The sequence below is a fragment of the Nitrincola sp. A-D6 genome, assembly GCF_000764495.1.
Taxonomy (GTDB): Bacteria; Pseudomonadota; Gammaproteobacteria; order Pseudomonadales; family Balneatricaceae; genus Nitrincola.
Window position 1 is genome coordinate 1 of record NZ_JRLB01000011.1, and the last position, 26,554, is coordinate 26,554.

At 49.6% G+C, this 26,554-nt stretch carries 20 protein-coding genes, 2 tRNA genes and 4 pseudogenes; 6 read left to right on the top strand and 20 right to left on the bottom strand.

What is annotated here, in order from left to right; all coding sequences use genetic code 11:
• On the top strand, nucleotides 1–373 hold a 373-nt coding region (locus LH51_RS03000), incomplete at its 5' end, for a DUF1329 domain-containing protein (RefSeq protein ID WP_036519639.1).
• Between the two features lie 55 nt (nucleotides 374–428).
• Here LH51_RS03000 and LH51_RS03005 read toward each other — a convergent pair.
• Nucleotides 429–929: an NlpC/P60 family protein gene (locus tag LH51_RS03005; RefSeq protein WP_036519651.1), complete on the bottom strand. Its 501-nt coding sequence runs from the start codon at nucleotides 927–929 to the stop codon at nucleotides 429–431.
• Nucleotides 930–1,114: 185 nt separating this feature from the next.
• On the opposite strand from LH51_RS03005, the gene LH51_RS03010 reads away from it, so the two are divergent.
• Both LH51_RS03010 and LH51_RS03015 read left to right on the top strand, forming a co-directional pair.
• Complete coding sequence (locus tag LH51_RS03010; RefSeq protein WP_036519640.1) at nucleotides 1,115–2,515, top strand: DEAD/DEAH box helicase; 1,401 nt, start codon at nucleotides 1,115–1,117, stop codon at nucleotides 2,513–2,515.
• 189 nt (nucleotides 2,516–2,704) lie between these two features.
• Nucleotides 2,705–3,628, top strand: a complete 924-nt coding sequence (locus LH51_RS03015; RefSeq protein ID WP_036519641.1) for a histone deacetylase family protein — start codon at nucleotides 2,705–2,707, stop codon at nucleotides 3,626–3,628.
• A 94-nt stretch (nucleotides 3,629–3,722) separates the two neighbouring features.
• On the opposite strand, the gene LH51_RS23960 is transcribed toward LH51_RS03015, so the two are convergent.
• Genes LH51_RS23960 through LH51_RS03025 form a run of 3 tightly spaced genes read right to left on the bottom strand, consistent with a single transcriptional unit; the run spans nucleotide 3,723 to nucleotide 5,667 of the window.
• Nucleotides 3,723–4,334: a TRAP transporter large permease subunit gene (locus tag LH51_RS23960; protein WP_327124116.1), complete on the bottom strand. Its 612-nt coding sequence runs from the start codon at nucleotides 4,332–4,334 to the stop codon at nucleotides 3,723–3,725.
• Nucleotides 4,328–5,116, bottom strand: a complete 789-nt coding sequence (locus LH51_RS23965) for a TRAP transporter large permease subunit (protein ID WP_327124118.1) — start codon at nucleotides 5,114–5,116, stop codon at nucleotides 4,328–4,330. Before LH51_RS23965 ends, LH51_RS23960 begins: the two co-directional genes overlap by 7 nt.
• 2 nt (nucleotides 5,117–5,118) lie before the next feature.
• Nucleotides 5,119–5,667: a TRAP transporter small permease subunit gene (locus LH51_RS03025; RefSeq protein ID WP_036519642.1), complete on the bottom strand. Its 549-nt coding sequence runs from the start codon at nucleotides 5,665–5,667 to the stop codon at nucleotides 5,119–5,121.
• 233 nt (nucleotides 5,668–5,900) lie between these two features.
• Between LH51_RS03025 and LH51_RS03030 the strand changes: the two genes are divergently transcribed.
• Together LH51_RS03030 and LH51_RS03035 are read left to right on the top strand one after the other, a co-directional pair.
• Nucleotides 5,901–6,824 (top strand): DMT family transporter, encoded by a 924-nt coding sequence (locus tag LH51_RS03030; RefSeq protein WP_036519643.1) that lies wholly within the window; start codon nucleotides 5,901–5,903, stop codon nucleotides 6,822–6,824.
• 87 nt (nucleotides 6,825–6,911) lie between these two features.
• On the top strand, nucleotides 6,912–7,928 hold the full coding sequence (locus tag LH51_RS03035) for a TRAP transporter substrate-binding protein (protein WP_200881849.1): 1,017 nt from the start codon (nucleotides 6,912–6,914) through the stop codon (nucleotides 7,926–7,928).
• 145 nt (nucleotides 7,929–8,073) lie between these two features.
• Here LH51_RS03035 and LH51_RS03040 read toward each other — a convergent pair whose 3' ends face one another.
• From LH51_RS03040 to LH51_RS03090, 11 genes and pseudogenes are all read right to left on the bottom strand, one after another.
• Entirely contained in the window at nucleotides 8,074–9,375 is a 1,302-nt protein-coding gene (locus LH51_RS03040; RefSeq protein ID WP_036519644.1) for a sodium ion-translocating decarboxylase subunit beta, read from the bottom strand.
• Nucleotides 9,376–9,386: 11 nt separating this feature from the next.
• A pseudogene (oadA, locus tag LH51_RS03045) lies at nucleotides 9,387–11,200 on the bottom strand (sodium-extruding oxaloacetate decarboxylase subunit alpha).
• A gap of 35 nt (nucleotides 11,201–11,235) precedes the next feature.
• Nucleotides 11,236–11,496: an OadG family protein gene (locus tag LH51_RS03050; RefSeq protein ID WP_036519645.1), complete on the bottom strand. Its 261-nt coding sequence runs from the start codon at nucleotides 11,494–11,496 to the stop codon at nucleotides 11,236–11,238.
• A 347-nt stretch (nucleotides 11,497–11,843) separates the two neighbouring features.
• Nucleotides 11,844–11,920 (bottom strand) — tRNA-Arg (locus LH51_RS03055).
• Nucleotides 11,921–11,931: 11 nt separating this feature from the next.
• A tRNA-Ser gene (locus LH51_RS03060) sits at nucleotides 11,932–12,021 on the bottom strand.
• A gap of 59 nt (nucleotides 12,022–12,080) precedes the next feature.
• Nucleotides 12,081–12,269 carry a carbon storage regulator CsrA gene (gene csrA / locus LH51_RS03065; RefSeq protein ID WP_036519646.1) on the bottom strand — a complete coding sequence of 63 codons (189 nt, stop codon included), beginning with the start codon at nucleotides 12,267–12,269 and terminating at the stop codon, nucleotides 12,081–12,083.
• A gap of 76 nt (nucleotides 12,270–12,345) precedes the next feature.
• Nucleotides 12,346–13,580, bottom strand: a pseudogene (locus LH51_RS03070) (aspartate kinase).
• A gap of 54 nt (nucleotides 13,581–13,634) precedes the next feature.
• Nucleotides 13,635–16,221: pseudogene (alaS, locus tag LH51_RS03075) on the bottom strand (alanine--tRNA ligase).
• 98 nt (nucleotides 16,222–16,319) lie between these two features.
• Entirely contained in the window at nucleotides 16,320–16,778 is a 459-nt protein-coding gene (locus LH51_RS03080) for a regulatory protein RecX (RefSeq protein WP_036519647.1), read from the bottom strand.
• 129 nt (nucleotides 16,779–16,907) lie between these two features.
• The gene (recA, locus tag LH51_RS03085) at nucleotides 16,908–17,948 is read right to left on the bottom strand and encodes a recombinase RecA (protein WP_036519648.1); all 1,041 of its coding nucleotides are present in this window, start codon (nucleotides 17,946–17,948) and stop codon (nucleotides 16,908–16,910) included.
• A gap of 68 nt (nucleotides 17,949–18,016) precedes the next feature.
• Nucleotides 18,017–18,517, bottom strand: a complete 501-nt coding sequence (locus tag LH51_RS03090; RefSeq protein ID WP_036519649.1) for a CinA family protein — start codon at nucleotides 18,515–18,517, stop codon at nucleotides 18,017–18,019.
• 173 nt (nucleotides 18,518–18,690) lie between these two features.
• Here LH51_RS03090 and mutS point away from each other — a divergent pair.
• A pseudogene (gene mutS, locus LH51_RS03095) lies at nucleotides 18,691–21,287 on the top strand (DNA mismatch repair protein MutS).
• Between the two features lie 32 nt (nucleotides 21,288–21,319).
• Here the strand turns inward: mutS and LH51_RS22070 are convergent.
• Genes LH51_RS22070 through LH51_RS03115 form a run of 5 tightly spaced genes read right to left on the bottom strand, consistent with a single transcriptional unit; the run spans nucleotide 21,320 to nucleotide 26,196 of the window.
• Nucleotides 21,320–22,666, bottom strand: a complete 1,347-nt coding sequence (locus tag LH51_RS22070) for a glycosyltransferase family 4 protein (RefSeq protein WP_235263477.1) — start codon at nucleotides 22,664–22,666, stop codon at nucleotides 21,320–21,322.
• 50 nt (nucleotides 22,667–22,716) lie between these two features.
• Nucleotides 22,717–23,559 carry a metallophosphoesterase family protein gene (locus tag LH51_RS22075; protein WP_235263479.1) on the bottom strand — a complete coding sequence of 281 codons (843 nt, stop codon included), beginning with the start codon at nucleotides 23,557–23,559 and terminating at the stop codon, nucleotides 22,717–22,719.
• Nucleotides 23,543–24,598, bottom strand: coding sequence for a lysylphosphatidylglycerol synthase transmembrane domain-containing protein (locus LH51_RS03105; RefSeq protein WP_052063392.1), 1,056 nt, complete (start codon nucleotides 24,596–24,598; stop codon nucleotides 23,543–23,545). Before LH51_RS03105 ends, LH51_RS22075 begins: the two co-directional genes overlap by 17 nt.
• A 15-nt stretch (nucleotides 24,599–24,613) precedes the next feature.
• Entirely contained in the window at nucleotides 24,614–25,612 is a 999-nt protein-coding gene (gene rpoS, locus LH51_RS03110; RefSeq protein WP_144244151.1) for an RNA polymerase sigma factor RpoS, read from the bottom strand.
• Nucleotides 25,613–25,665: 53 nt separating this feature from the next.
• Nucleotides 25,666–26,196 carry a peptidoglycan DD-metalloendopeptidase family protein gene (locus LH51_RS03115; RefSeq protein ID WP_235263480.1) on the bottom strand — a complete coding sequence of 177 codons (531 nt, stop codon included), beginning with the start codon at nucleotides 26,194–26,196 and terminating at the stop codon, nucleotides 25,666–25,668.
• Between the last annotated feature and the right edge of the window lie 358 nt (nucleotides 26,197–26,554).

Consider the following 26,554-nt stretch of genomic DNA (forward strand, 5'->3'; position numbering starts at 1 on the left):
TGCAGGCCATCTGAACCCGGAACATACCCGCTATGAACTGCACAGAGTGTGGAAGCTTGAAGCCACACTGAAAGATGGACAACGTCATGTGTATGGCAAGCGCACCTTCTTTATTGATGAAGACACCTGGCAGATTGCTACTGTGGATCATTATGATGGGCGTGGAGAACTCTGGCGTGTCGGTGAAATGCACCAATTTCAATACCGCGATGTACAGGTACCCTGGTCAGTCGCCGAAACCTTCTACGATTTACAGTCCGGACGTTATCTGGTGGGCGCTCTGACAAACGAAGAAGGTGTGGGCTATGACTTCAGTCAGCGCTTTAATTACCAGGACTTCACCCCTCAGGCGATTCGTCGCATGGGACGCTAAACGCTAGACCTCAACGTTTAACTTAGCACTTCTTGGCCCACTTCGGTGGGCTTTTTTATAAGCTGGCGATCTGGAGTGGATTAACTGGGCGGCGGGCCGTCCAAAAGTTGCGTTTCCAATAAGGATTATCTAACTTGGAGATGATCACACCACGGCTGGTGGAAGCATGCAAAAATTCACCCTGCCCCAAATAAATCCCTACATGCTGGGTAGGACCGGTATGAAAAAACACCAAGTCCAGTGGCTGCAGTGCCTGGCGTGCCACAACATCACCCATAGCAACCTGCTCACTGGTGGTACGAGGAAGCTGCACATCAAACGCTTCAGTAAAGATACTCTGCACTAGCGCAGAGCAATCAACACCGCGCTTATCAGCTCCACCTAAACGATAAGGAGTGCCAGCCCAGGTTTGATACTGTTGCTCCAGCAGCAGACGTATATCACCCTGCAGCCCAACCACGGTGGGTGCGGGCATTAGTGGCTGACTGACCTGTCGATTTGATGAAAAACAACCGGTCAGCAGCAATAGTGAAGTGAGAAGTAAAATAGTACGCATAAATATCAGATTACTATCAAAATAATGCCACAAAATAGCTGAAAACCCCGCACTCGACAAGTGAATTTTTTTATTCCACCACGCTCAGACAAATCAACCTTTTCATGTCAAAGTATGCTTTTAACCGACAAATCAACCTATTTCTGCTAGGATAAGCGCAATTAAAAGCAGGAGAAAGACCCTAAGTGTTTACCGACATCCAACTCAATGAGCGCCTCCAGAAAGCCCTGGATGCTCAAGGCATTACTACCCCAACAGCCGTTCAACAGGCTACCGTAGCACCCGCTCTCAGCGGCAAGGATCTGATGATCAGCGCTGTCACTGGCAGTGGTAAAACCTACGCCTTTCTTTTGCCCATGCTGCAACGCTTTATCGATACCCCATCACCTAAAACAGGCACGCGTGCACTGATACTGGTACCAACACGAGAACTTGCTGAACAGGTTTCAAAAGCCTGTGAACAACTGGCCGCGTTCACTCAAATTAAATCACTGAGTATTTACGGTGGTGAAGGATTTAAAGAGCAAGCAGCGAAACTACGCAAAAACCCTGAGATCCTGGTCGCCACACCCGGCCGCCTGATTGAGCACCTGGAACGTCAGACTATTGACCTCAGTGACCTGGAAATTCTGGTACTGGATGAAGCTGACCGCATGCTGGATATGGGTTTCAGTGAAGATGTACTGAAAATAGCGGCACTATGTCGCCCTGAACGCCAGACTTTGCTGTTTTCCGCCACCCTGAATACCGGTGAAATTCATAGTTTGACCGAACAAGTTATGAACAATCCGGAATCGCTGTTACTCAGTGATGCGCGCACACAGGTTGCCGCCATCACTCAACAAGTGATCCTCGCCGATGATGGCAAACACAAAGAGCGACTCCTTAATCGCCTGCTCAGCCAGGAGGTCTATAGTCGCGCCTTGATATTTACCAACACCCGTGTAGCGGCTGATCAACTGGGCAATGTACTGCGCTACCAGAAACACCGTGCCGCTGTACTACATGGTGATATGGACCAACCCAAACGCCGCCAGGTACTCAACCTTTTCCGCGAAAACCGCATTCAGGTACTGGTTGCTACCGATGTGGCCGCACGCGGTCTGGATGTCGAAGGAATAGACCTGGTAATTAACTTCGCCATGGCGCGCAGTGGTGATGACTATGTGCACCGAATTGGCCGCACCGGGCGAGCTGGTGAAACCGGCACCGCCATCTCGTTGATTGCACCTTCAGAATGGAACCTGATGTGCAGCATTGAACGCTATCTTCGCATCAGCCTTGAGAAGCGCACTCTTTCAGGTCTTGAAGGTAGTTTTAAAGGGCCGGACAAAACCAAGTCTTCAGGCAAAGCCATCGGCAAGAAGAAGCGCCCTGAGGCTAAAAAACGCGAAGATGACAAACCCAAGGTTAAAAAGCGCCTGCGTGATCAGAAGGCTATCGGCAAGCGTCGCAAGCCACACAACTCTGATTTACAGGGCACTGATTCACAAGGCACTGATTCAAAAAGCAATCAGACTCCATCTCTTGATCAAGGCTTCGCACCCGCACCCCTGAAAAAAAGAAAAGCACCTGACGCTGGGTGAAACATCAGGTGCTAAAGGTACAGTTCTATGCTGTGACTGAGAGTCTAACGTCACAGCAGACTGTATAACCTGATCTGCATCAACAAATTAGTTCTCTCTGATTAATTTATGCAAATACAACTTTCGGCTAACGCTTAATTGTGCAGTTTTCCTCTAAAATAGACCTAGAGATGAGGAGAAAAATAATTTATGACAACTGCATATATCACGCACGAAGACTGCCTGCTGCATAATATGGGGCCAGACCATCCGGAAAGTCCGGTGCGCTTGCAGGCTATTCGCAAGGTGCTGGAACGTACCGGTCTTATGGACCACATGGACCAACTCACTGCTGTACCTGCATCAGCCGAGCAAATCCAGTTAGCACACGCTAAGCTGCACCAAAAGAAACTGGAAATGAAAGTCCCACGTGAAGGCGTTGTCTATACCGATGAAGACACCGCCCTCTGTCCACACTCACTCGAAGCGGCTCACTTGGCAGCTGGCGGCGTAATCCTGGCAACGAACCGGGTACTTTCAGGTAAAGCACAGAATGCATTTTGCGCAGTCCGGCCACCTGGACACCATGCTGAATACAACCTGCCCATGGGCTTTTGTTTCTACAATAATGTCGCCATAGGCGCATGCCACGCATTATTGCAGGAAGGCATTGAGCGTGTTGCTGTACTGGACTTTGATGTACACCATTGCAATGGCACGGTGGATATTTTCAAAGACCGCCCAGAAGTGTTGGTATGTTCAACCTTCCAGTATCCCTATTACCCAGAGCGCTACTGTGAAATTGACCGACCCAACATAGTCAACTGCCCACTTGCCGCACATTCAGATAACAGCGTGTTTCGCAAAGCTATTCAGGAGTGCTGGCTACCGGCTCTGGAAGCGCATAAACCGGATATTATATTTATCTCCGCAGGCTTTGATGCCCACAAAGAAGACCCTATGGCTGATTTAAATCTGGATGAGGAAGATTATCGCTGGGTCACCCAACAGATTATGCAGATGGCGGACAAACACAGTCGCAAACGCATCGTGTCGGTTTTGGAAGGAGGTTACAATCCTGTAGCACTGGCGTTCAGTGTGCAAGCACATCTCGAGGTTCTGGCAGGTTTCTGAGCCTGTCAGTGGTTACGCTCAACAGTGTTAGAAAAACGAGAGGGCACTCTGCCCTCTCTATAAAACTATCAAACTATCAAAAACAACCAGCAAATCATCGACCGTATATCATATCCGGCAGCCAGGTAATCAGCCCCGGGAATATAATCAACAGCGCAATCGCCACGACCTGGAGTACAACAAAGGGCAAGGCACCCTGATAGATATGCCGCGTAGTAATCGAATCTGGAGCAACCCCGCGCAAATAGAATAGCGAGAAACCAAAGGGTGGGGTCAGGAAGCTCGTCTGAAGATTCACCGCCACCATAACCCCCAACCAGATGGGATCAATATCCATCATCAGCAGAATCGGTGCCGTAATCGGGATCACCAGGAAAATAATTTCAAAGGTATCCAGAATAAAACCTAACAGGAACATCAGCAACATCACAAAAATGATCGCACCCAGCTTCCCGCCTGGCAGACTGTTCAGAAAGTCGCTGACAAGTTCTTCACCACCCATCATCCGGAACACCAGTGAAAATACCGACGCACCAATCAGAATAATAAAGATCATCGTCGTGGTGTTGGCAGTAGCAAACATCACCTGACGCAAATTAGTGAAGGTCAGTTTACGTCGTACCGCAGCCAGAAAAATAGCCCCAACAGCACCGACAGAAGCCGACTCAGTGGGTGTTGCCACACCGCCCAGAATCGAACCTAGCACGGCGATAATAAGAACCAGGGGGGCAATAAGGTAAAAATAACATCATGAAAGAGACGCTTACGCTCCTCAGCCGTCACTTCCAGTGCAGGACAGGTTTCAGGATGACGAATCGCCTTGTAGATCATAAAGAGCATATAAATGCAGACCAGCATCAACCCAGGAATAAACGCACCCGCAAACAGATCTCCTACTGAAACGGGCGTTGGTGCAAAGTTTCCTTTCGCCATCTGTACCTGTTGATTGACCCCTGCCAGCATATCGCCCATAAAGATCAACACGGTAGACGGTGGAATAATCTGACCCAACGTACCCGATGCACAGATTACACCGGTTGCTAATTTGGGATCATAACCGGCCCGCAACATAGCGGGTAACGACAGCAGCCCCATAGTGACAACAGTGGCTCCGACAATACCTGTGGAGGCAGCAAGCAGCGCGCCCACCACAATAACAGATAAACCCAAACCACCACGTAACTTGCCGAACAGTCGACCCATGGTAATCAATAACTGCTCTGCTATTCCAGAACGCTCCAGCATCATCCCCATAAAAATGAAGAGTGGCACGGCCACCAGCACCTCATTCAACATGATCCCTATATAACGAGGGGCCAGACTTGAAAGGTTAGATAGATCGAACACACCCAGGGCATGGCCTACAGCAGCAAAAATAACCGACGTGCCCGCCAGTGAAAAAGCCACCGGAAAGCCCATCATCAGCACACCGATGATGGCAAAAAACATTAATAATGAGAGCATTTCGCCCAACAGGACCGGATCCATGCTTAACCCCCTTCCTTATAGCGGTAGCTTTCAGGGACCAGCGCTTCATTATTACTTAAAATCAAAATACTGCGCATGACCATAGCAAGAGCCTGCAAGGCCACTACGGCAACAAACACCAGGATGAATGACTTCACCACATAAAGTCCTTGCATACCACCGAAGTTGGCAGATCCTTCCATAAAGCGCCAGGAACGCTGCACATAGGGAAAGCTGTATACAGAAATGATATAAAGAAAAGGGGCAATAAATACAATCGCACCAATCATATCAACCAGTGCTTTTCGACGTATACCCGCCGGTCGATAAAAAATATCCACTCGCACATGACCATTTTGGAGCAACGTAAACCCCGCGATCCCCATGAACATCATGCCATTGAGCCAGACATACAAATCTTGCATCCAGACAGAGCCGCTGGAAAAAAAATAACGCATTACAACGACTGTGAAACACACCAGTACGATTCCAAGGGAAAACCAGGAAAATACATGACCCAGTATCAGGTTGATCCGGCAAATTAAGCGGATCAGTAAAGAGAGCATTTTCATACTACCTCTCGGGGGTTCTATTTTTTTTGTTAACCTACAGACAAATGCCAGCCGTATCATACCAAAATCTGATTGGCAGCAGTTAAATGTTATAAATTTTTGCTAAAGTTTGGCGTTTATACCGGTATACACAGCGGGGGTCAAATATTAACTTCGAAAAACTGGCCGCCACGGCTTGAAAGCTGGAGGAATACAGGTTCAAATAGAAGCACAAAAAATATTAAGACTAGCTAATGCAACTCAAATCTGAACATTTAGCCTATCTATTACTTGCTGCCACGACGCTATTCTGGGGTGGAAACTTCATTGTAGGACGTGCTGTTTCTACTGAGATTCCTCCGATTGCACTAGCTTGGTGGCGATGGTTGTTTGCCTTGCTGGTTATTCTGCCTTTTACAGCTAAATCTCTCTGGCAACTTCGCCACCCGATTCGCCAGCATTGGCTATATCTGACAGGTGTATCTGTTTTAGGGGTTACAAATTTCAATACATTTGTCTATTTAGGCCTACAAACATCCACCGCGACGGATGCCGTCTTGTTACTCTCTGCAACGCCGATCATCATCTTATTGTTTTCCCGCTTGCTGTTTAAAGAGCCAATCAGCAATCGACAGCTACTCGGTATCGTCCTATCACTGACCGGTGTTTTAGTGATTATTACGGGCGGAGTACCAACTAACATCGCTGCTGTTTTCCAGGGTGCCCTAAGCAGCTTATGGATACTGGCCGCCGTCATTAGCTGGTCTCTCTACTCTGTACTGTTGCGTAAACGCTCGGCCGACATAGGCGGACAGGCTTTTTTTGCCATCACCGTGGTCGTTGGCTGGACAATCATTACGCCTTTTTATCTATATGAACATCATCTTCTGGATAAAACCCTTCCACTCACTGTGAATGCACTGTATAGCATCGTTTATGTCGGCTTGTTTGCTTCTGTATTTGCATTTTTATTCTGGAATCGTGGAGTAGAAATCCTTGGCGCCAATCGTGCAGGTAATTTTATTCATCTAATCCCTGTCTGGGCTCTGCTTCTGGCAAGCTTGACCCTGGGAGAAAGTATGTACTGGTTTCACTGGTTAGGTATTTTTCTGATCTTTTCCGGGATCGGCCTGGCCAGCCTGAAAAGGTCAACACAGGCGACTGTAACGACCCGTTAGTTTGTTTTGATGACTGGAATAGTCGATTTTTGTGCTCATCTAGTCTAAATTAAGCTTGCAAAACAATAATTCCAATGGAGATTTCCCATGAAACGTCGTAGTTTTATTAAAGGTGCCGCTATCGGCGCTGGTGTAGCAGCAACCTCGGTTGCGGCGCCAGCTATTGCACAAAGCCGCATCACCTGGCGCATGGTCACAACCTGGCCACGCAACTTTCCAGGCTTAGGAACAGGCGCACAACGCCTTGCCGATCGCATTACCGCCATGTCCGAAGGGCGCCTGACAGTTCAGGTTTTTTCAGCTGGCGAGCTGGTCCCTGCTTTAGGAACATTCGATGCGGTTATCGAAGGCTCAGCTGAAATGAGCCACGGTGCCGCCTATTACTGGCAGAACAAAAGTCAGGCAACGGCTTTCTTCACCGGTGTCCCTTATGGTATGACTTCGCGCGAACTGGCCGCCTGGATACGTTACATGGGAGGCCAGGAAGTCTGGGATGAAGTTTACGATCAATTTGGGGTAAAAGGCTTCCTCTCCGGCGACACAGGTACACAGGCAGGTGGCTGGTTCCGTAAAGAACTGACCGGTCTTAGTGATGTCCAGGGAATGAAATTCCGTACACCAGGACTAGGCGGTCAGGTATGGCAACGCATGGGTGCGACCGTAGTTAACATGGCTGGCGGAGAAATCTATGCAGCACTGCAGTCTGGCGCGCTGGATGCGGCTGAGTTCGTTGGTCCTTACAACGATCTGGCATTGGGCTTCCACCAGATCTGCAAAGACTACTACTTCCCCAGCTTTATCGAACCAGGCCTGGCAACTGAATTGGTCGTTAATAAAGAAAAATTCTCGGCTCTGCCAGCCGATCTGCAAGCAATAGTCGAGTCCGCCTGCCAGGCTGAGTACGACCAGGTAGCTTCCGAGTTCTACGCTAACGACCCTATCGCCCTGAAAACATTGGTTGAACAGCACGGTGTGCGTGTCCACCAGTTCCCGGATGAGATCCTTGAGCTGGCGCTAAAGCGGCTATGGATATCTTGTCGGAGATTCGCGATGGAGGTGATGCCCTCACCAAGAAAACCGCCGAAAGCTTCGTCAGCGCACTGAATATTCTGCGTACGCGTACTGACAATACAGACCAGGCATTTCTGGCAGCAAGGGCGAAGTACTTCAAGCTGGATTGATCAGGTTCACGCATACAAAAAGGGCTGCAGTTGCAGCCCTTTTTTTACTTATATATACCAGGAAGGAATCAACTTACAAACTTAATCATCACCCCAGCCGCAACAGCTGAACCGATAACACCCGCCACATTGGGTCCCATCGCATGCATCAACAAAAAGTTCTGAGGGTTGGCCTCTAGACCCAATTTATTGGATACACGTGCCGCCATTGGTACAGCGGAAACCCCAGCTGATCCGATTAAAGGATTTATAGCATTTCCACCCATGAGAAGATTCATGATCTTAGCCATAAGGACACCCGCTGCAGTTCCTATGGCGAAAGCCACAATACCCAACAGCATGATACCCAAGGTTTGCAGATCAAGAAATTTATCAGCAATCAATACAGAGCCAACCGACAGGCCTAAAAAGATGGTGACTATATTGATCAGTGCATTCTGAGCAGTATCACTCAGGCGATCGACCACACCACACTCTCGCATTAAATTACCAAAACAGAACATCCCCAACAGCGGCGCAGCATCAGGTAACAACAAGGCTACCAGCAACAAAAGCACAATCGGAAATAATATTTTTTCCATTTTGGACACATGGCGCAGCTGACTCATCACGATTTTACGCTCACGTTCTGTGGTCAACAAACGCATGATTGGAGGCTGAATCATTGGCACCAACGCCATATAGGCATAGGCTGATACAGCAATAGCACCTAACAACTGGGGAGCCAACATAGTGGCGACATAAATAGCGGTTGGACCATCCGCACCACCGATAATACCAATGGCCGCTGCTTCACGAATAGAGAAGTCCATGACACCCATTGAAGTCAACCCAACAGCACCCAGTACCGTTGCAAAGATACCAAACTGTGCAGCGGCACCGAGAAACAAGGTTCTTGGATTAGCCAGCAAAGGACCAAAGTCAGTCATTGCCCCCACACCCATAAAGATAAGCAGAGGTGCTGCGCCTGATTTCACTGCAACATTATAAAAATTATATAACATGCCGTTGTTATAACCGGCATCCTGCGCAATCAAGGTGGCTGCCGCCTTCACCGATGCCGGCGCATTGGCGTACAAAGACTTCAACTCCTGCGTATTAGTGGAGACAGCATCAAACAGCATTGATAGCTCATTAATCACGCCAGGAGATGCGAAGTAAATGGCATTCTCAACAGCCGAATAAGCCATTCCCGCTTGAGGGATATTCGCCAATATCCCTCCGAAACCAATCGGCACCAATAGCAGAGGTTCAAACTTTTTATTGATTGCTAAATAAAGCAGCAATACACCCACCAGCATCATGACAACCTGACCCGGGGTCAGGTTGTAAGCACCAGAGGCATACCAGAGACTGAGTAACTTATCCATTGATCAGCACCTTAAGCAATCGTCATCAGTGAATCGCCCACCTGGACAGAATCACCTTCTTTAATATCAACAGAGACGATACTACCGGCACGAGCAGCACGTACTTCGGTTTCCATTTTCATGGCCTCGAGGATAATCAGTACATCGCCTTCTTTGACCTGCTGACCAGGCGATACCATCACCTTCCATATATTACCTGCAAGTGGAGCAGGCACTGGGTCACCACCTGTTGCGGGTGCCTGAGTAGCAGCTGCCGTTTGGGCTGACTGAGAGGAAGAGGGCGTTACCGAAGAGATATCTCCACCTTCAGCCACCTGAACCACATAGTTCTGACCATTAACAGTGATGGTGTAGATATCTGCATCACCGGCTGTTTTTGCCACCCCTCCTTTAGGAGCCACTGCCGCTGGCAGCTGCTCTTCAGCTGTAGGCACAGGCTCAAAGGCATCAGGATTATTACGGTTTTCCAAAAATTTAAGGCCGATCTGTGGGAAAAGCGCATAGGTGAGCACATCATCAACCAGCTTGTCGCCAGTTTCCAACTGCATTCCTTTTTCACCCGCAATCTGTTTAAGCTCTGTAGTCAGCTTATCCACTTCAGGTTCCAACATATCCGCTGGACGACAGGTGATTGGCTCAGCACCGTCCAAAACACGCGCCTGCAGCTCTGCATTGTAGGGAGCGGGGGCAGCACCATATTCGCCCTTGAGTATCGCCTGCACCTCTTTAGAGATACTCTTGTAACGTTCACCCACCAGTACGTTGATAACGGCCTGGGTACCTACGATCTGCGATGTCGGTGTGACCAGCGGAATCAGACCCAGGTCTTCGCGCACTTTGGGTATCTCAGCCAGCACTTCATCAAACTTATCAGCAGCACCCTGCTCTTTAAGCTGACTTTCCATATTGGTAAGCATACCGCCAGGTACCTGCGCCAGCAAAATACGTGAGTCTGTACCCCGCAGTGAACCCTCAAATTTAGCGTATTTTTTGCGCACTTGACGGAAATAGGCGGCAATTTCTTCGAGCAACTCAAGATTCAAGCCAGTGTCACGCTCTTGCCCTYGCAGTGCAGCRACCACAGTCTCAGTAGCCGTATGCCCATAGGTCATAGACATGGAGGAGATGGATGCATCCACTCGATCAATCCCTGCTTCAATGGCTTTCAGCAGGGTCATATCGGCAAGCCCCGAGGTCGCATGTGATTGCAACTGCACTTCCAGATCTGTCTGGGCTTTTAAGCGGGAAACCAGGTCAAAGGCATCATAAGGTGTCAGGATGCCTGACATATCCTTGATCGCTATGGAATCTGCACCCATGTCTTCGAGGGTTTTAGCATAATCGACCCACATATCCAGGTATGCACCCGACTAGTAGTATAAGACATGGTACCCTGAGCATGCTTACCACAGGCTTTAACCGCCTTGATTGCTGCTTCCAGATTACGGGGATCGTTCATCGCATCAAAAATACGGAACACATCCACACCATTAGTAGCCGCACGCTCGACAAAACGCGCCACCACATCATCGGCGTAATGCCGGTAACCCAGCAAATTCTGACCACGTAACAGCATCTGCTGTGGTGTATTCGGCATAGCCGCTTTCAGTTCACGAATACGCACCCAGGGATCTTCGCCCAAGTAACGGATACAGGAATCGAACGTTGCCCCACCCCAGCTTTCAGCTGACCAGTAACCTACCTGATCCATTTTAGCGGCAATAGGGAGCATATCATCGAGGCGCATGCGAGTTGCTAGCAGAGACTGATGACCATCACGTAAAACCAGTTCAGTGATGCCAAGCGATTTCTTTACGTCTGACATGGGGCTAACCTTTTGTTAATGTCGTTAAAAATGATTCATTGATCTTTACGATCAGCACGAAATTTTTGCACGGCGGCCGTCATCACGGCGACAAGTGTCTGGTCATCCGGTTGGCCGGACGCTGAAGGGGAGGCAGCCCTCCCTTTGGCAGGAACCGTGGGCACAGCCGCTGGCTCAAAGCGCATTACCAATCGGGACATAAAATTGGTGGCAATAACCAGCAAAGTCAAAAAGACCACGACAAACCCCATGCCATACAGCATGAGCGAAAGGCCTTCTGCTAATAACTCATCCATTTAACTCTCCTGTAACGATAAAGACAGGTTGATCTGCCGGCAGCTTTTGACCGCCTTCCGACGAATCGGTCAGGGTTCGACAGATAGTATTAAGCATACTCTACCCTGCAAGGGCAACAGGTTGCTATTTATTCAATGACCCCATTAAAACCAAATTTATTGCTATCAGCAACACTCAGACTAACATGTAATTTTTTTACAAGAATCAGTTAAGGCTATACGCTAGTCACGGCAATGCTCAGCAGGCAAGGTAACGAAAACAAGTATCATCACAAGAACAGTGAAGTACACTGGATAAGATCAAGGTAGGGAAAGGAACGGATAGAACAATACAGAAGAGTTGTAAATGGTGCGCCCGAGAGGATTCGAACCTCTGACCGCCTGGTTCGTAGCCAGGTACTCTATCCAGCTGAGCTACGGGCGCTTACATCAAAATGGCGGTGAGTGAGGGATTCGAACCCTCGATAGAGTTTCCCCTATACGCCCTTAGCAGGGGCGCGCCTTCAGCCACTCGGCCAACTCACCTAACAACGGCGCATATACTACTAAGAAAAAATCCCTGTGAAAAGAGAAATTTAATAAATTTACTCTTTTCCGGAATCTTCTCCCTTTTCACGCTGAATTCGCTGATAAATCTCTTCGCGATGAACAGATACATCCTTCGGTGCATTCACACCGATACGAACCTGATTTCCCTTTACACCTAGAACAGTGACGGTAACATCATCACCTACCATCAAGGTTTCGCCTACACGTCTTGTTAAAATAAGCATTTGAATCTCCTGGTCCTTATTAGCTAGCACAGCCCGATAAGTTAGATATCATGGCCTGGCTCCTCAACAGTTAGAATTATTCAGACACCGTATCGGTTGCATCAAGATTGAACGAAGAATGCAACGCACGCACTGCAAGCTCCAGATATTTCTCGGCTATCACTACTGATACTTTGATCTCGGATGTTGAGATCATCTGAATGTTGATATTTTCTTTAGCCAAGGTATCAAACATACTGCTCGCCACTCCGGCGTGTGAGCGCATCCCAACGCCCACAATTGATACTTTGGCTATTTTATTATTCCCTGTGCACTCACGCGCACCTAATTCAACTACCACTTTTTCCAGAATCGTCTTGGCTTTTTCATAGTCATTTCGATGTACGGTAAAAGTGAAGTCTGTGGTCTTATCTCCTGCCACATTCTGTACGATCATGTCGACCTCAATATTGGCACGACTGACCGGCCCCAGAATCCTGGAAGCTACGCCCGGAATATCGGGCACACCAACAACGGTAAGCTTGGCTTCATCACGATTGAAAGCAATACCTGAAATTACCGGTTTTTCCACAATACTGTCTTCCTCTGTTGTAATCAATGTACCCGGCCCGTCAACCATGCTTGAAAGCACACGCAAGGGAACTTTGTATTTGCCGGCAAACTCAACACTTCTTATCTGTAATACTTTAGACCCCAGGCTGGCCATTTCCAGCATTTCTTCAAAAGTGATTTTTTCCAGTCTTTTAGCTGTACCTACACTCTGGGATCTGTTGTATAGACACCATCCACATCGGTATAGATATGACATTCATCCGCTTTGAGAGCAGCCGCCAAAGCAACGCCAGTAGTGTCAGAACCACCCCTACCCAGGGTAGTGATGTTACCTGCATCATCTACACCCTGAAAGCCAGCGACTACCACAACACGACCAGCAGCCAGATCTTCGCGTATTCTGTCGGTATCGATATCCTGAATGCGTGCCTTACTAAACGCGCTATCAGTCAGAATCCTGACCTGACTACCAGTATAAGAACGCGCAAGCAATCCCCGCTTAACTAACGCCATACACAGCAGCGCGATAGTCACCTGCTCTCCGGTAGATACCAGCACATCCATCTCACGCGGATCAGGGTCCGGAGTGATCGCCTTAGCGAGGCCAATCAAACGATTAGTCTCGCCACTCATAGCGGACAATACAACCACTACGTCGTCGCCGCGATCACGAAAATTCTTTACCTTGTCAGCAACTGCCTCAATCCGTTCGATTGAACCTACCGATGTACCGCCGTACTTATGTACGTACAATGCCATTTTCTTTCTCCGGCCAGACTCTGAAGCCCGGTCAAACAGTCAATTACAAAACCCCTAGACAGCACTCAACAGCTCAGGGATACGCTGCAATGCAACCGGAATAGCAGCTGCATCTGTCCCCCACCCTGAGCCATATCCGGTCTACCACCACCTTTTCCACCAAGAATCAAAGCCAACTCGCGAACCAGGTCGCCAGCTTTGATGCGTGAAGTCAGGTCTTTGGTCACACCCGCAACCACACTAACTTTTCCGTCCGAGTGCGCCATCAATACGACAACGCCACTTCCCAGCTTATTCTTTAGCTGATCCATAAGCTCCCTAAGAGATTTAGGATCAGCGCCTTCGAGATGCGTTGCCAGAACAGCAATACCATTCACCTGCTGAACCTGCGAAAGCAGATCACCACTCTGTGCCGACGCCAGCCGGGCATTGGCTCGCTCCAGTTCCTTTTCCAACTGACGCGTACGTTCAGACAGCTGCTTGACCTTATCCAACAGATTGCTACGAGAGCCCTTTAATATAGCCGCGACCTCAGCCACCAAGGCGTCCGTCTCATCCACATAACTGAGTGCATTCGCACCTGTGACAGCTTCTATACGACGCACACCTGCTGCAATACCTGCTTCACTGACAATCCGAAACAAACCAATATCGCCAGTACGGCTGGCGTGAGTACCACCACAAAGCTCCAGCGAGAAATCACCCATACTCAGCACACGCACATCTGCATCGTACTTTTCACCAAACAGCGCCATCGCACCCATTTCTTTAGCGGCATCTATCGACATGATTTCCGTTTCAACCGCTACATTGGTACGTATCTGTTCATTCACCAGCTTTTCAATCTGCTCCAACTGCTCGTCCGTCACAGCTTCGTAATGCGAAAAGTCAAAACGCAGACGTTCAGCATCTACCAGCGAGCCTTTCTGTTGCACATGCTCACCCAACACATTACGCAGCGCAGCATGCAACAGGTGTGTCGCTGAATGATTCAGTGCAGTCGCCTGACGCCTGCCAGCGTCCACTTCGGTGACAACGACATCATCCAGCTGCAGCACACCTTCAGTCACTTCACCATGATGTAAATGATGCTTACCTTCTTTGCTACAATCTGCAACAGAGAACACCCCCTGTCCCAACGCAACACACCAGCGTCACCCACCTGGCCACCCGATTCAGCATAAAAGGCCGTATTTTCAAGAACAACAACGCCTCTGTCACCTGCGGCCAATTGCGTTACAGACTCACCATCACGCAGCAGCAGCATCACGCGACCACGATCTTCAAGGGCCTGATAACCGTTAAAACAGGTTTCACCTTCAAGCTGCAACTGTTCGTTATAATCCACACTAAACTGCCCGGCAGCCCGCGCTCGCTGGCGTTGCGCCTGCATAGCAGATTCAAAGCCATCCATATCCAGCGTCAGATCATGCTCTCGTGCTACATCAGCCGTCAGATCGACAGGAAAACCATAGGTATCATACAAGCGGAATACAGTTTCACCAGGCAACTCATTGGTCGTCAGCGAGGCGATAGCCTGCTCCAGAATACTCATACCATTATCCAGGGTACGCGCAAACTGCTGCTCTTCTTTGAGTAATATTTTTTCAATTTGCGCTTGCTGAGTGCGCAGTTCCGGGTAAGCATCCCCCATAACCTCAGCCATCGCAGCGACCAACTTATGGAAAAATGCCCCCTTAGCACCTAACTTATTACCATGACGAATGGCGCGCCGAACAATGCGCCTTAATACATAGCCACGCCCTTCATTCGAAGGCACCACACCATCCGTGATCAGGAAACAACTGGAACGTATATGGTCAGCAATTACACGTAACGATTTTTGCTGCTGGTTTGGGCAGCCCACCGCGGCAGCGGCTGCCGCCAACAATTCACGAAACAGATCTATTTCGTAATTGCTGTGTACGTTCTGCAGTACCGCGGCAACACGTTCCAGCCCCATGCCGGTATCAACTGAAGGCTTAGGCAGCAACGCCGTCGTTCCGTCAGCCGAACGGTTGTATTGCATGAAAACGATATTCCAGATTTCTATGTAGCGGTCGCCATCCTCATCAGGGCTACCGGGTGGCCCTCCGGCAACATCTGGGCCATGATCGAAGAAAATTTCGGTGCAGGGTCCACATGGGCCGGTATCACCCATCGACCAGAAATTATCTTCGTCCAATTTTGAAAAACGCTCCGGATCAACGCCGATTTCTTCTTTCCAGATTTTCTCAGCCTCATCATCACTGTGGTGCACTGTGACCCAGAGACGCTCAGCAGGTAATTGCAGCACTTCGGTAAGAAAGGTCCAGGCAAAGCGAATCGCTTCTGTTTTGAAATAATCACCAAAACTAAAATTGCCCAGCATTTCGAAGAAGGTATGATGGCGTGCCGTATAACCCACATTTTCAAGATCATTATGTTTACCACCCGCGCGCACACAACGCTGAGAGGTGGTTGCGCGCGTGTAGTCGCGCTTATCGGTGCCCAGGAATACATCCTTGAACTGCACCATTCCGGCATTAGTAAACAACAGGGTAGGGTCATTCCCCGGTATTAACGAACTGGACCCCACAATGGTATGTCCCTGCTCTCTGAAATATTCAAGAAAAGCCTGACGTATCTCTGCACTGGTCATGAATTGCATAATTAACCTTCTGCTGCCTGGTACGGGTCCGAAAATGACCGGTGATTATATAGAATAACAACAAAATGTACGATATTTTTCCTTGCATTTTATGGCAAATCTGTTTTAAGCGCGCGCTGTGCCTGATCATAACTAAAACCATGATTCACAAGGTAGCGAAGCCGTTTTGCCTGCTCTTTCAAATCAGCAGGCTGCGTTTCACCATAACGCTTTTCAACTAAAGCACGAGCAAGCCCATTCCAGTCAGGTGATTGCTCTTCCAATAATTCCACAACCAAGGACTGGCAGATACCCTTTTGCCGAAGTTCATAACGGATGCGTTCTGCACCCCAGAATTGCCCCAGACGGTTACGGATAAACATCTCCGTAAAACGCCGATCACTCTGATAACCAGCCGCTTCCAGCTCATCAAGAACGTCTTCAAGTATTTGTGCAGATTCAGCTTTGGATTTAAGTCGCAAAGTAAGCTCTGCCCGGGAGTACTCACGCCGAGCTAAAAAAGCAATCACTTTGTTTTTGAGGGCTTGTTGGTCTAGTAGCGGCTTCATGACATATCAACATCCTGTTGCAGGGTGAATGCATCAAGCGGCTTTTCAGCGCAAGGTTGCTCAACACAACATGACTGAAAAGGCCTGAGCAGCAACTGCTTTCTTCCTAGAAAGCAGTGTAGTAAAACTTTAGGATAAATCCAGCTGCGATTCCTCGGAAACCTCGGCTGCAGGCTTAACCGAAGTTGCCAGCAGACGGTGTCGGATCTCCAACTCAATCTCTTCCGCAATCTCTGGATGCTCTTCCAGGTATTTGGCTGCATTGGCCTTGCCCTGCCCGATCTTGTCGCCCTTGTAGGCATACCAGGCTCCAGACTTATCCACCAGCCCTTCCTTCACACCCAGATCAATCACCTCTCCCATATGGTAAATACCACTGCCATACATGATCTGGAATTCAGCCTGTTTGAACGGAGGTGCGACCTTGTTCTTAACCACTTTGACCCGGGTTTCATTACCTACTATCTCGTCACCCTGCTTGACCGAACCTATGCGACGGATATCCAGACGCACGGAGGCATAGAACTTCAATGCGTTACCTCCGGTTGTTGTTTCAGGACTGCCAAACATCACCCCAATTTTCATACGTATCTGGTTAATGAAAATTAACAGGGTGCTGGCATTCTTGACATTAGATGTCAGTTTACGCAGTGCCTGAGACATCAAGCGTGCCTGCAGTCCCATATGAGAATCGCCCATTTCACCTTCAATTTCAGCTTTAGGTGTCAAGGCCGCAACCGAGTCAACGACGATAACGTCTACAGCATTGGAGCGCACCAGCATATCGGTAATTTCCAGCGCCTGCTCACCCGTGTCCGGCTGGGAAACCAGTAACGAATCAACATCAACACCCAACTTTTCCGCATAGATGGGATCCAACGCATGCTCGGCATCCACAAATGCACAGGTCTTACCCTGTTTCTGCGCCTGCGCAATAACCTGCAATGTCAAAGTCGTTTTACCTGAAGACTCCGGCCCATAGATTTCAACGACACGGCCATAAGGCAACCCACCCAACCCCAAAGCGATATCAAGACCGAGGGAGCCGGTCGACACACTGGGAATGGCTTCCCTTGGATGGTCTCCCATACGCATCACAGCGCCTTTACCAAATTGACGCTCTATCTGTGACAGTGCCGCATCTAGCGCTTTCTTTCTATTCTCATCCATTGATTTATAACCTCTGGGTTTTGCATTAGGGCTTTACAGATAATACTGTATACATGAACAGTATTATTTCATATTTTTTCAGGAATGCAAGTCTGTGCGGGCAGATAAGCTAACACACCATCTAATGCCTGCTCCACAGCCTGGGCACGGATAGCCTGGCGATCGCCTGAGAAAAACGATAAGCAGGTTACTGTCGGATAGCCACGAATAGCCCAGGCAAACCAGACCGTTCCCACCGGCTTGCGATCAGTCCCGCCGTCGGGCCCGGCAACGCCACTGATCGCCACAGCAATATCTGCATCGGCATCCTGTCGCGCCCCTTCAGCCATTTGCACTACTACCGGCTCAGATACTGCACCTTTGAGCAACAAGGTTTCTGCGCTAACACCCAGCATCCGCTGCTTAGCCTGATTGGAGTAAGTAACATAGCCTGCATCAAACCAGGCCGATGAACCCGATACCTGTGTTAACAACTCGGCGACCCATCCGCCAGTACAGGACTCAGCTGTCACCATTCGGGCATTTCGACTGAGTAGCGCCAGCCCAACTTCCTGAGCAAGATTTTTCATTTATATATTTCCCGTTTTTTACCCATCATCTATACAACATAGAGTGTATCACTTCGTTCCACATTCGCACGAAATCCCGTATCGTATCACCCCTGTCAAAACCAACGAGTACAGGCACTCACACTAGCTTGTTATGTGTGCTTTACTAAAGATCGATGAGAGATAAGGTGATCATGTCTAAGGAAGATTTATCTCAGCACACCCCGATGATGCAGCAGTATCTCCGGCTAAAGGCTGAGCATCCGCAGCAGATGCTGTTTTACCGCATGGGTGATTTTTATGAGCTTTTTTATGATGATGCCAAACGTGCGGCTAAATTACTGGATATATCACTGACAGCACGCGGCAAATCAGCTGGAAACCCTATCCCCATGGCAGGCGTACCCTATCATGCGGCAGAAGGCTATATAGCGCGACTGGTACGTCAGGGTGAGTCGGTAGTTATCTGTGAGCAGGTAGGTGATCCTGCAACCAGTAAAGGACCTGTAGACAGGCAGGTGGCACGCATTGTCACACCCGGCACTCTGACTGACGAAGCCTTTCTCGAGGCGACCAGCGACAATCTGTTAGTGGCTGTGTTACGCCAGAATAATCTCACAGGGCTGGCACAACTAGACCTCAGTTCCGGACGCTTCAGCCTGTTGCAGATGGATTCAGAAACTGATCTGATCGCTGAAATAGAACGACTGCAACCTGCCGAAATTCTATATGATGAATCTGCGTCACTTCCACCTGAGTTGCTGCAGCGTAAAGGCATTCATCATCAGCCCCCTGGTATTTTGAGCAGGGCACAGCTGAACGCCTGCTGTGTCAGCAATTTGGTGTCAGTAATCTGGACGGGTTTGGATGTACTCACCTGCCACTGGCGATTTGTGCCGCCGGATGTCTGCTACAGTACGCACGCGATACGCAGCGCAGCACCTTGCCGCATATCCGCCGGTTACAGGTTGAAGACCGTAGTGAAACGCTGCAACTGGATGCGGCCACACGTCGTAACCTTGAACTGGACATGAATCTCAGTGGCGGACGTGAGAACACCCTGGCATCGGTACTGGACCGCACCCATACAGCCATGGGCAGTCGATTACTGAAACGCTGGTTACACCGTCCCCTTCGCGATCTTAGCCGCTTGCAACAGCGCCAGGATGCCATTCGCTGGCTACTGGAAGACTATCGTTTTGAGCGCCTGGCTGAAACCCTGCAACCCATCGGTGACTGCGAGCGTATTCTGTCACGTGTCGCCCTGCGATCAGCCCGCCCCAGGGATCTGGAACGTTTGCGCGATGCGCTCCTGGCACTGCCGTCCATACAGGCTGCCCTACAGCCTGTCGATGCCGTCAGAATCGCAGAACTCTCTACCGAGATTGCTGAGTTTCCAACACTGGCCGCGTTGCTGCAACGCGCCATCATTGATGGTCCACCGGTTGTTATCCGCGATGGCGGGGTGATTGCCAGCGGCTATGATGCTGAACTTGATGAACTGCGAGGTCTTAGCGAGCATGCGGGCGACTACCTTCTGCAACTGGAAAAACGTGAACGTGAACGCACCGGTATTGCCACACTGAAGGTTGGTTACAACCGCGTGCATGGCTATTACATCGAACTCAGTCGCAGCCAGTCTGGCACAGTTCCAGCCGACTATATCCGTCGCCAGACACTCAAGAATGCCGAGCGTTTTATTACCCCGGAACTTAAAGAGTTTGAAGACAAGGCACTCAGTGCCAAAGGCCGTGCACTGGCGCGGGAAAAGCAGCTCTATGAGGCACTACTGGAAATACTGGCTGAACAGATAGGGCCACTGCAACTTTCGGCGACGGCACTGGCTGAGCTCGATCTGCTCTGCTGTCTGGCCGAACGTGCTGAATCCCTGAACTATTGCCGCCCGCAGCTGACACAGGACGCGGTGATTGAAATTACTGCGGGGCGCCATCCGGTAGTGGAGCAGGTAAATGACACAGCGTTTGTCGCTAACGACCTGTACCTGAATCGGGAACAGCCCATGCTGATTATTACCGGTCCCAACATGGGGGGCAAATCTACCTATATGCGTCAGGTTGCACTGATTACCCTGCTGGCACAGATTGGCAGTTACGTACCCGCAGAAGCGGCACGTATTGGCTTAACTGATCGTATATTTACCCGCATGGGATCATCTGATGACCTTGCTGGTGGCCGCTCGACCTTTATGGTCGAGATGCATGAAACAGCCAATATTTTACACAATGCTTCACCCAACAGTCTGGTACTGATGGATGAAGTCGGACGTGGAACCAGCACCTTTGACGGGCTTTCGCTGGCCTGGTCCTGTGCTGAGTATCTGGCCCGCGAGATTCGTGCCTTCACACTGTTTGCCACCCACTATTTTGAACTGACGGCTCTGCCAGAGCTGGCCGCTGGTGTCACCAACGTACATCTGACCGCCGTGGAGCACAACGACCACATAGTGTTTATGCATGAGGTTCAACAAGGTCCTGCAAGCCAGAGTTATGGGCTTCAGGTTGCTCAGCTAGCGGGTATCCCGGCGCAGGTAATCAATAATGCACGCGACAAGTTGGTGCTACTGGAGCAGGATAGTCGCAACAGTGCCAGTCAGCCTGAACGCAACCCTGATCCTGGTTACAGCCCAGCTGAGACCCCAGTACAAAACGACCTGTTTGTGGCACACCGACCCTCCCTGGTAGAAACACAATTGCGTGAACTGCAATTGGATGATCTGACACCACGTCAGGCACTGGAGACACTTTACACTCTCAAGCAATTAATGGACTGAAACAAAACGGCCCTGGCTCAGTTGCTGTGCTGTTATGCTCCATCAGCCTGCCTTGGGCTATCGGCCTGTTTCTGTGCCAATGCATAGGCATAGAGCTCAGCAATGCTTTGACTGAAAGGAGCAATATCATATTGAGCTGCAAAGCTAACAGCAGCCTGTGCCATCTGGCTACGTAAGGGTTCATCCTCCAGCAGCACACATACCTGGCGGCTCCATTGCTCCTTATCTAACGCTGTTTTGAAGCCGTTATGCCCCTGTTCAACAATATCATCAATCCCGCTGGACCGGACTGTGACAACAGGCAGTCCGGCTGCCATGGCCTCCAGGATAACCATGCCCTGCGTTTCAGAACAGGAGGCGAAAACAAAAACATCCGCCGCACGACAATAAATCGGAATTTGCTCGGGCGGCACACTGCCTGGCAGTAAAACAATGCCTTCTAGCCCCTCTGCATTAATACGCGCTTCCAGGTGTGCACGCTCACGTCCTTCACCCAGAATCACCAGCCGCAATGGCTGTTTACAGGTTTTACGCAGTTGATGCAGAGCATCCAGCAGAAAATCGAGATTTTTCTCACGCCCCAGTCTGGAAATACTCAGTAACAAACGCTCACCTTCCGGCGCAAGCTCTCGTCTCAACTGAGCCACATCGTCTTCTGATACCTCCTTAAAGCGTGCGTATTCGATACCGGTTGGCTGAATATGAATAGGGCAACGCACACCGATCATACGCAGATATTCTTCTGCTGACTCAGTGGGCACAACCACAGCATCACAACGGTTGGCAAAACGCTTTACCAATGCATGAGAAACCAGGTTACGAAACAGCGGCCCAGGAAGAGGCACGTAGTGAGCATAATGTTCCAAGCGGGTATGATACGTCAGCACCACAGGTATACCCAGCCGCCGCCCCATCCAGAGCCCGGCACTACCCAGCCAGAATGGATGATGAACATGAATAATATCAGGCTTGAATGCTCTGACACGTTGATATATCGCTGGTTGAAACAGGTTTGCCAGGCGAAACTCTCTGTTACGACCCAAGGGTAGCAGGATAGGTACCCGAACCACGGCCGCATCGTCATCCTGCTTATTGTAGGCCGGCGCCACTGTCAACACCTTATGCCCCAACCCATCTAATCCACGCCGTAAACGGTCGATGGAGATGGGTACTCCACCGATAAACGGCAGGTAGTTATTAGTAAACATCGCCACCCTTAGAGGCTGCTGCAGATAAAGCGCCGGGTCCCGATCAAAACTGGGATAATAGTCACGCTCTACAAAAATCAGCCCATAAAGCCAGGTCGATACCGCAATTAACAATCCCAGCAGCAGCAGGAAATTAAGGTACCCCACATAAAACAATGAATGTAACCACAACCACAAACTCTCCAGCGTCTTCCAGAAGGGATGCTGGGCAATATCCAGCCTCACTGGCTCGATGCTAACGCCCTCGGGTGAAACACTGACATCAACATAATGATAGTAGCCATGCTCAGTAACAGGAACAAAGCCACCAGCCCCCCAGTGACCACATACTCAACCCCGTCATGTTGCTGCTGGGCATAAATAGGAAAATTGGCTGAAAATACCACGTCCACACCTTGCTCGCTCAGAATAGACTTTAATGCATTCGCACTAGACTCTGGCATCAGGTAATCATCCCCCAGGTCAATTAACCATTCCTGATCCACAGGCAAAAGGGGTTGACCACTGAACACGAAGCGATAGCGCTCATTACTACCTGCAAGCTCTTGTTTCAGCCAGTGTATTTGCCACTCCAAATCGGTCTTAAAGGTACTGTCGATAAACAGAAAACGACTATTGCCAACCACAAACGAAAACACATACGGACCATAATGATCATAAAATCGATAATCACCTAACAAACTGTGTTCCTGCTCACCAAAGGTCAGCAGGTAAGGCAGGTTCAGTCGTGACAGCGTACGATGCAGCGCCCGGTATTTATCCTCCCCACCACCGCTGACCGCATTGCCCGCCGAAACGACAAAATCCACTCCGCTGTCGTTCAGCATGGGAATAATTCTGCGCTCGAAAATGCCAATTGAATTTTTGATATTACCCACGACAGCAAAACGATAACTATCACGATCAGCTAACGTCTCTTCAATGCGAAAAACCTGCTCGGCATGTACAGAATGAAAATCGATTTCGAAAAAATTCAGATACACTTTGTACAAAATCAACAGCAGGACCAATCCCAAACTGAGATAATAGAGCACCCTGATCAGCGTATTACTGCCTTTTGGCATTTGCATGTCCCCTGAGCAGAATATGCAGCGTAACGGGCACACCTATCAACATACCCTGATGGATGGTCAGAAAACGCCAAAGTAGTATCATCAGAACCAGATTCGAAGCGGATACCCGATCCGAAAACAGCGTTCCAAGCGCACCTTCAGCTACCCCTGCCGCCCCCGGCGTGGGTGCAAAATACATCACAAAGGTAGTCATGCTGGTCAAACCCAGGGTTTCAAAATAGTCGATACCCTGCCCCAGCCCTACCAGAATCAAGGCTGGAAAACTGAACAGAGTGAGCAGAAAAACGGCCGTAAAAGCCAGTGACAGCATTATGTAGATGGGATCACCCCGTAAAAAGAGGTTCATCGCTGTAACAAAGCGTATCATCTCGCGCCGGATTTTAAAGCGCCAATACCCTAGCCTGGTGGTCGATATCCAGTTGAAGTGAGCGGGAAGCCGAAGTAGCAGTTCCAACGTTGCAATGACCCAGCGTACATGACGAAACAGAATATAAAAAAATAACAGATATACACCCGCAACCAGTGCCAGTGTAACTTCCAGAGTTTCGCCAAATCCGGTGCCTGCCAATGGATTAAGCCAGATTATCAACAGCGGCACAGGCAGAAAAATAAGCAATACTGATTGCAGTGTTCTCAGCGTCGTAGCCGCTGTCGCTGTACCCATATGAACGCCATGACGACGTAAATACCAGACTTGTGCTATCCCACCACCGGTTGCCATAGGAGTCAAATTGGAAACCAGAAGATTGAGAAACACCAGCGGCAGCAGAGAGGTAAGCGGTACTCGCTGCTTCAATACCCTAAGTGTAAAGTAGAGTCGCAATCCATCGGCCAGATAGTACAGCAGCAACATCAGCACACAGACGGCCATCCAGCCCGGCCACCAGACCTGCAATGTCAGAACCGGCCATTCACCGCCCAGACGCGAGTGGATAATCCAGGGTACAGCCAAACTGAGCGCCAAAAACAGCAGCACTGATGCCAGTATGCGTTTCTGCCCCTGGGGCAGAACACGACTGATACGGCTCATCAAGATATAGCCTGATTACTGCAGCAGGTCTTCACCACTTAAGCCATTTTTTTCTACAATTTCACGTAGTTTTCTCAACCCTTCAACCTGTATCTGCCTGACACGTTCACGTGTCAGACCTATCTCATTACCAACCTCTTCAAGCGTGCTCATTTCATAGCCGCGCAAACCGAAGCGGCGGGCAATCACTTCAGCGTGCTTATCCGGTAACATATCCAGCCAGCGATTCAGATTACCGCTGATATTGGTAGTTTGCAGTAAAGACTCAGGATCACTACCTTCCGTGTCAGCAAGTGTGTCAAGCAAGGGCTTATCACTACCACCGGCACCGGGAATATCAATTGACCCCACGCGCTCATTCAAGCCCAACATACGTTCAACGTTTGCAACCGGCTTTTCCACCAGCGCCGCAATCTCTTCTGCGGTAGGCTCATGATCCAGCTTCTGTGCCAATTGACGTGAGGCCCGCAGATACAGATTCAGTTCTTTAACAACATGAATCGGCAAACGGATGGTGCGTGTCTGGTTCATAATCGCACGCTCAATGGTCTGACGTATCCACCAGGTTGCGTAGGTGGAAAAACGAAATCCCCGCTCCGGATCAAACTTTTCTACAGCCCGAATCAGGCCAAGGTTGCCTTCTTCGATTAAATCCAACAGAGTCAGACCACGATTGATATAGCGACGGGCAATTTTAACCACCAGGCGTAGATTACTCTCAATCATACGTTTGCGGGCCGCGTCATCGCCCTTGAGTGCAAGTCTGGAAAAATACACCTCCTCCTCGGCAGACAAAAGTGGAGAAAATCCGATTTCGTTCAGATAGATTTGTGTTGCATCCAAACTTTTGGCATTCATCAGATCCTGATGTGTCGCACTACCACGTCCGCGGCCACTGTTCATGAGCCCATCGACCTCATTGTCATTGTCGTCTTCATCCTGTTGATCGAGATCATCGACCAGATCATCCGAGTCCACTACGAACTCATCGTCAATTTTATCGCTATCGTTCATTGACACCATCTGCTAACCCTTCAGTAAAGACTCTGGATTATCCAGTATTATTGTTATGGTTTTGGAAGATACGTTAATGGATCCACTGGCTTTCCATCGCGCCGGATTTCAAAATGTAACTGTACCCGGTCAGTACCTGTCTGTCCCATTTCAGCTATTTTCGTACCTGATTTAACCATATCATTTTCACTCACCAGAATGCGACTATTGTGCGCGTATGCGCTTAAAAACTGACGATTATGATTGATAATAACCAGGTTACCGTAGCCAAGCAGGCCACTACCAGCATAGACAACACGCCCATCGGCTGCCGCCACGACCGGATCACCCGACTTACCGGCAATATCAATGCCTTTACTACCCCCTTCAATAGCCGAAAAACGTCGGATTATCTGGCCATCAACTGGCCAACGCCAAGCGGGCTGTCCGGCAGCTGGCGCTGCTGATGCACTCGGAGTTGCTACCTGACGTGCCTGTGCAACAGGTTGGCTTGAAGGGGGTGCCGTTGGCGTAGATTGCAGCGTAGATGTGGGTGTGGTTGTTGGTGTAGCGCCTGGAGTTGCGGCACTAGAAGATAGATGCAAAACCTGGCCGGGATATATTTGGAAACGCTCGTTAACCTTGTTCCAGCGTGCCACCTCTCGGTAATCCAGCCATAACGCCAGGAGATGGAATAAAGCGTATCACCACGCCGAACCGTATAACTTCCAGGGTTGGGCAAAGGGGCGGGTCGGCTACGAGCTTGCTGAGATGAAGATACAGGCACACCTACCTGACGAGCGCCCATTGAACGCTCGCTAACCGGTGCATACCCAGTGCTGCAGCTCTGTATCAGCCCCAGCGACAGTATCATGACAATAAAACTGATCCTGCCCCTGCTCACGTTTTCTCCCGTTCAGCGCTTGTCCAGTATCAGAACTAAAACCATGCCCGCAAGCATCA

Coding starts and splice junctions, on each gene's coding strand:
- LH51_RS03030 (WP_036519643.1), top strand. CDS start 5,901: ATGCAACTCAAATCTGAACATTTAGCCTATCTATTACTTGCTGCCACG.
- LH51_RS03035 (WP_200881849.1), top strand. CDS start 6,912: ATGAAACGTCGTAGTTTTATTAAAGGTGCCGCTATCGGCGCTGGTGTA.
- LH51_RS03015 (WP_036519641.1), top strand. CDS start 2,705: ATGACAACTGCATATATCACGCACGAAGACTGCCTGCTGCATAATATG.
- recA (WP_036519648.1), bottom strand. CDS start 17,948: ATGGATGAGAATAGAAAGAAAGCGCTAGATGCGGCACTGTCACAGATA.
- LH51_RS03040 (WP_036519644.1), bottom strand. CDS start 9,375: ATGGATAAGTTACTCAGTCTCTGGTATGCCTCTGGTGCTTACAACCTG.
- LH51_RS22075 (WP_235263479.1), bottom strand. CDS start 23,559: ATGCCAAAAGGCAGTAATACGCTGATCAGGGTGCTCTATTATCTCAGT.
- LH51_RS03105 (WP_052063392.1), bottom strand. CDS start 24,598: ATGAGCCGTATCAGTCGTGTTCTGCCCCAGGGGCAGAAACGCATACTG.
- LH51_RS03025 (WP_036519642.1), bottom strand. CDS start 5,667: ATGAAAATGCTCTCTTTACTGATCCGCTTAATTTGCCGGATCAACCTG.
- LH51_RS23965 (WP_327124118.1), bottom strand. CDS start 5,116: ATGGATCCGGTCCTGTTGGGCGAAATGCTCTCATTATTAATGTTTTTT.
- LH51_RS03005 (WP_036519651.1), bottom strand. CDS start 929: ATGCGTACTATTTTACTTCTCACTTCACTATTGCTGCTGACCGGTTGT.
- LH51_RS03080 (WP_036519647.1), bottom strand. CDS start 16,778: ATGAAGCCGCTACTAGACCAACAAGCCCTCAAAAACAAAGTGATTGCT.
- LH51_RS03050 (WP_036519645.1), bottom strand. CDS start 11,496: ATGGATGAGTTATTAGCAGAAGGCCTTTCGCTCATGCTGTATGGCATG.
- csrA (WP_036519646.1), bottom strand. CDS start 12,269: ATGCTTATTTTAACAAGACGTGTAGGCGAAACCTTGATGGTAGGTGAT.
- LH51_RS03090 (WP_036519649.1), bottom strand. CDS start 18,517: ATGAAAAATCTTGCTCAGGAAGTTGGGCTGGCGCTACTCAGTCGAAAT.
- rpoS (WP_144244151.1), bottom strand. CDS start 25,612: ATGAACGATAGCGATAAAATTGACGATGAGTTCGTAGTGGACTCGGAT.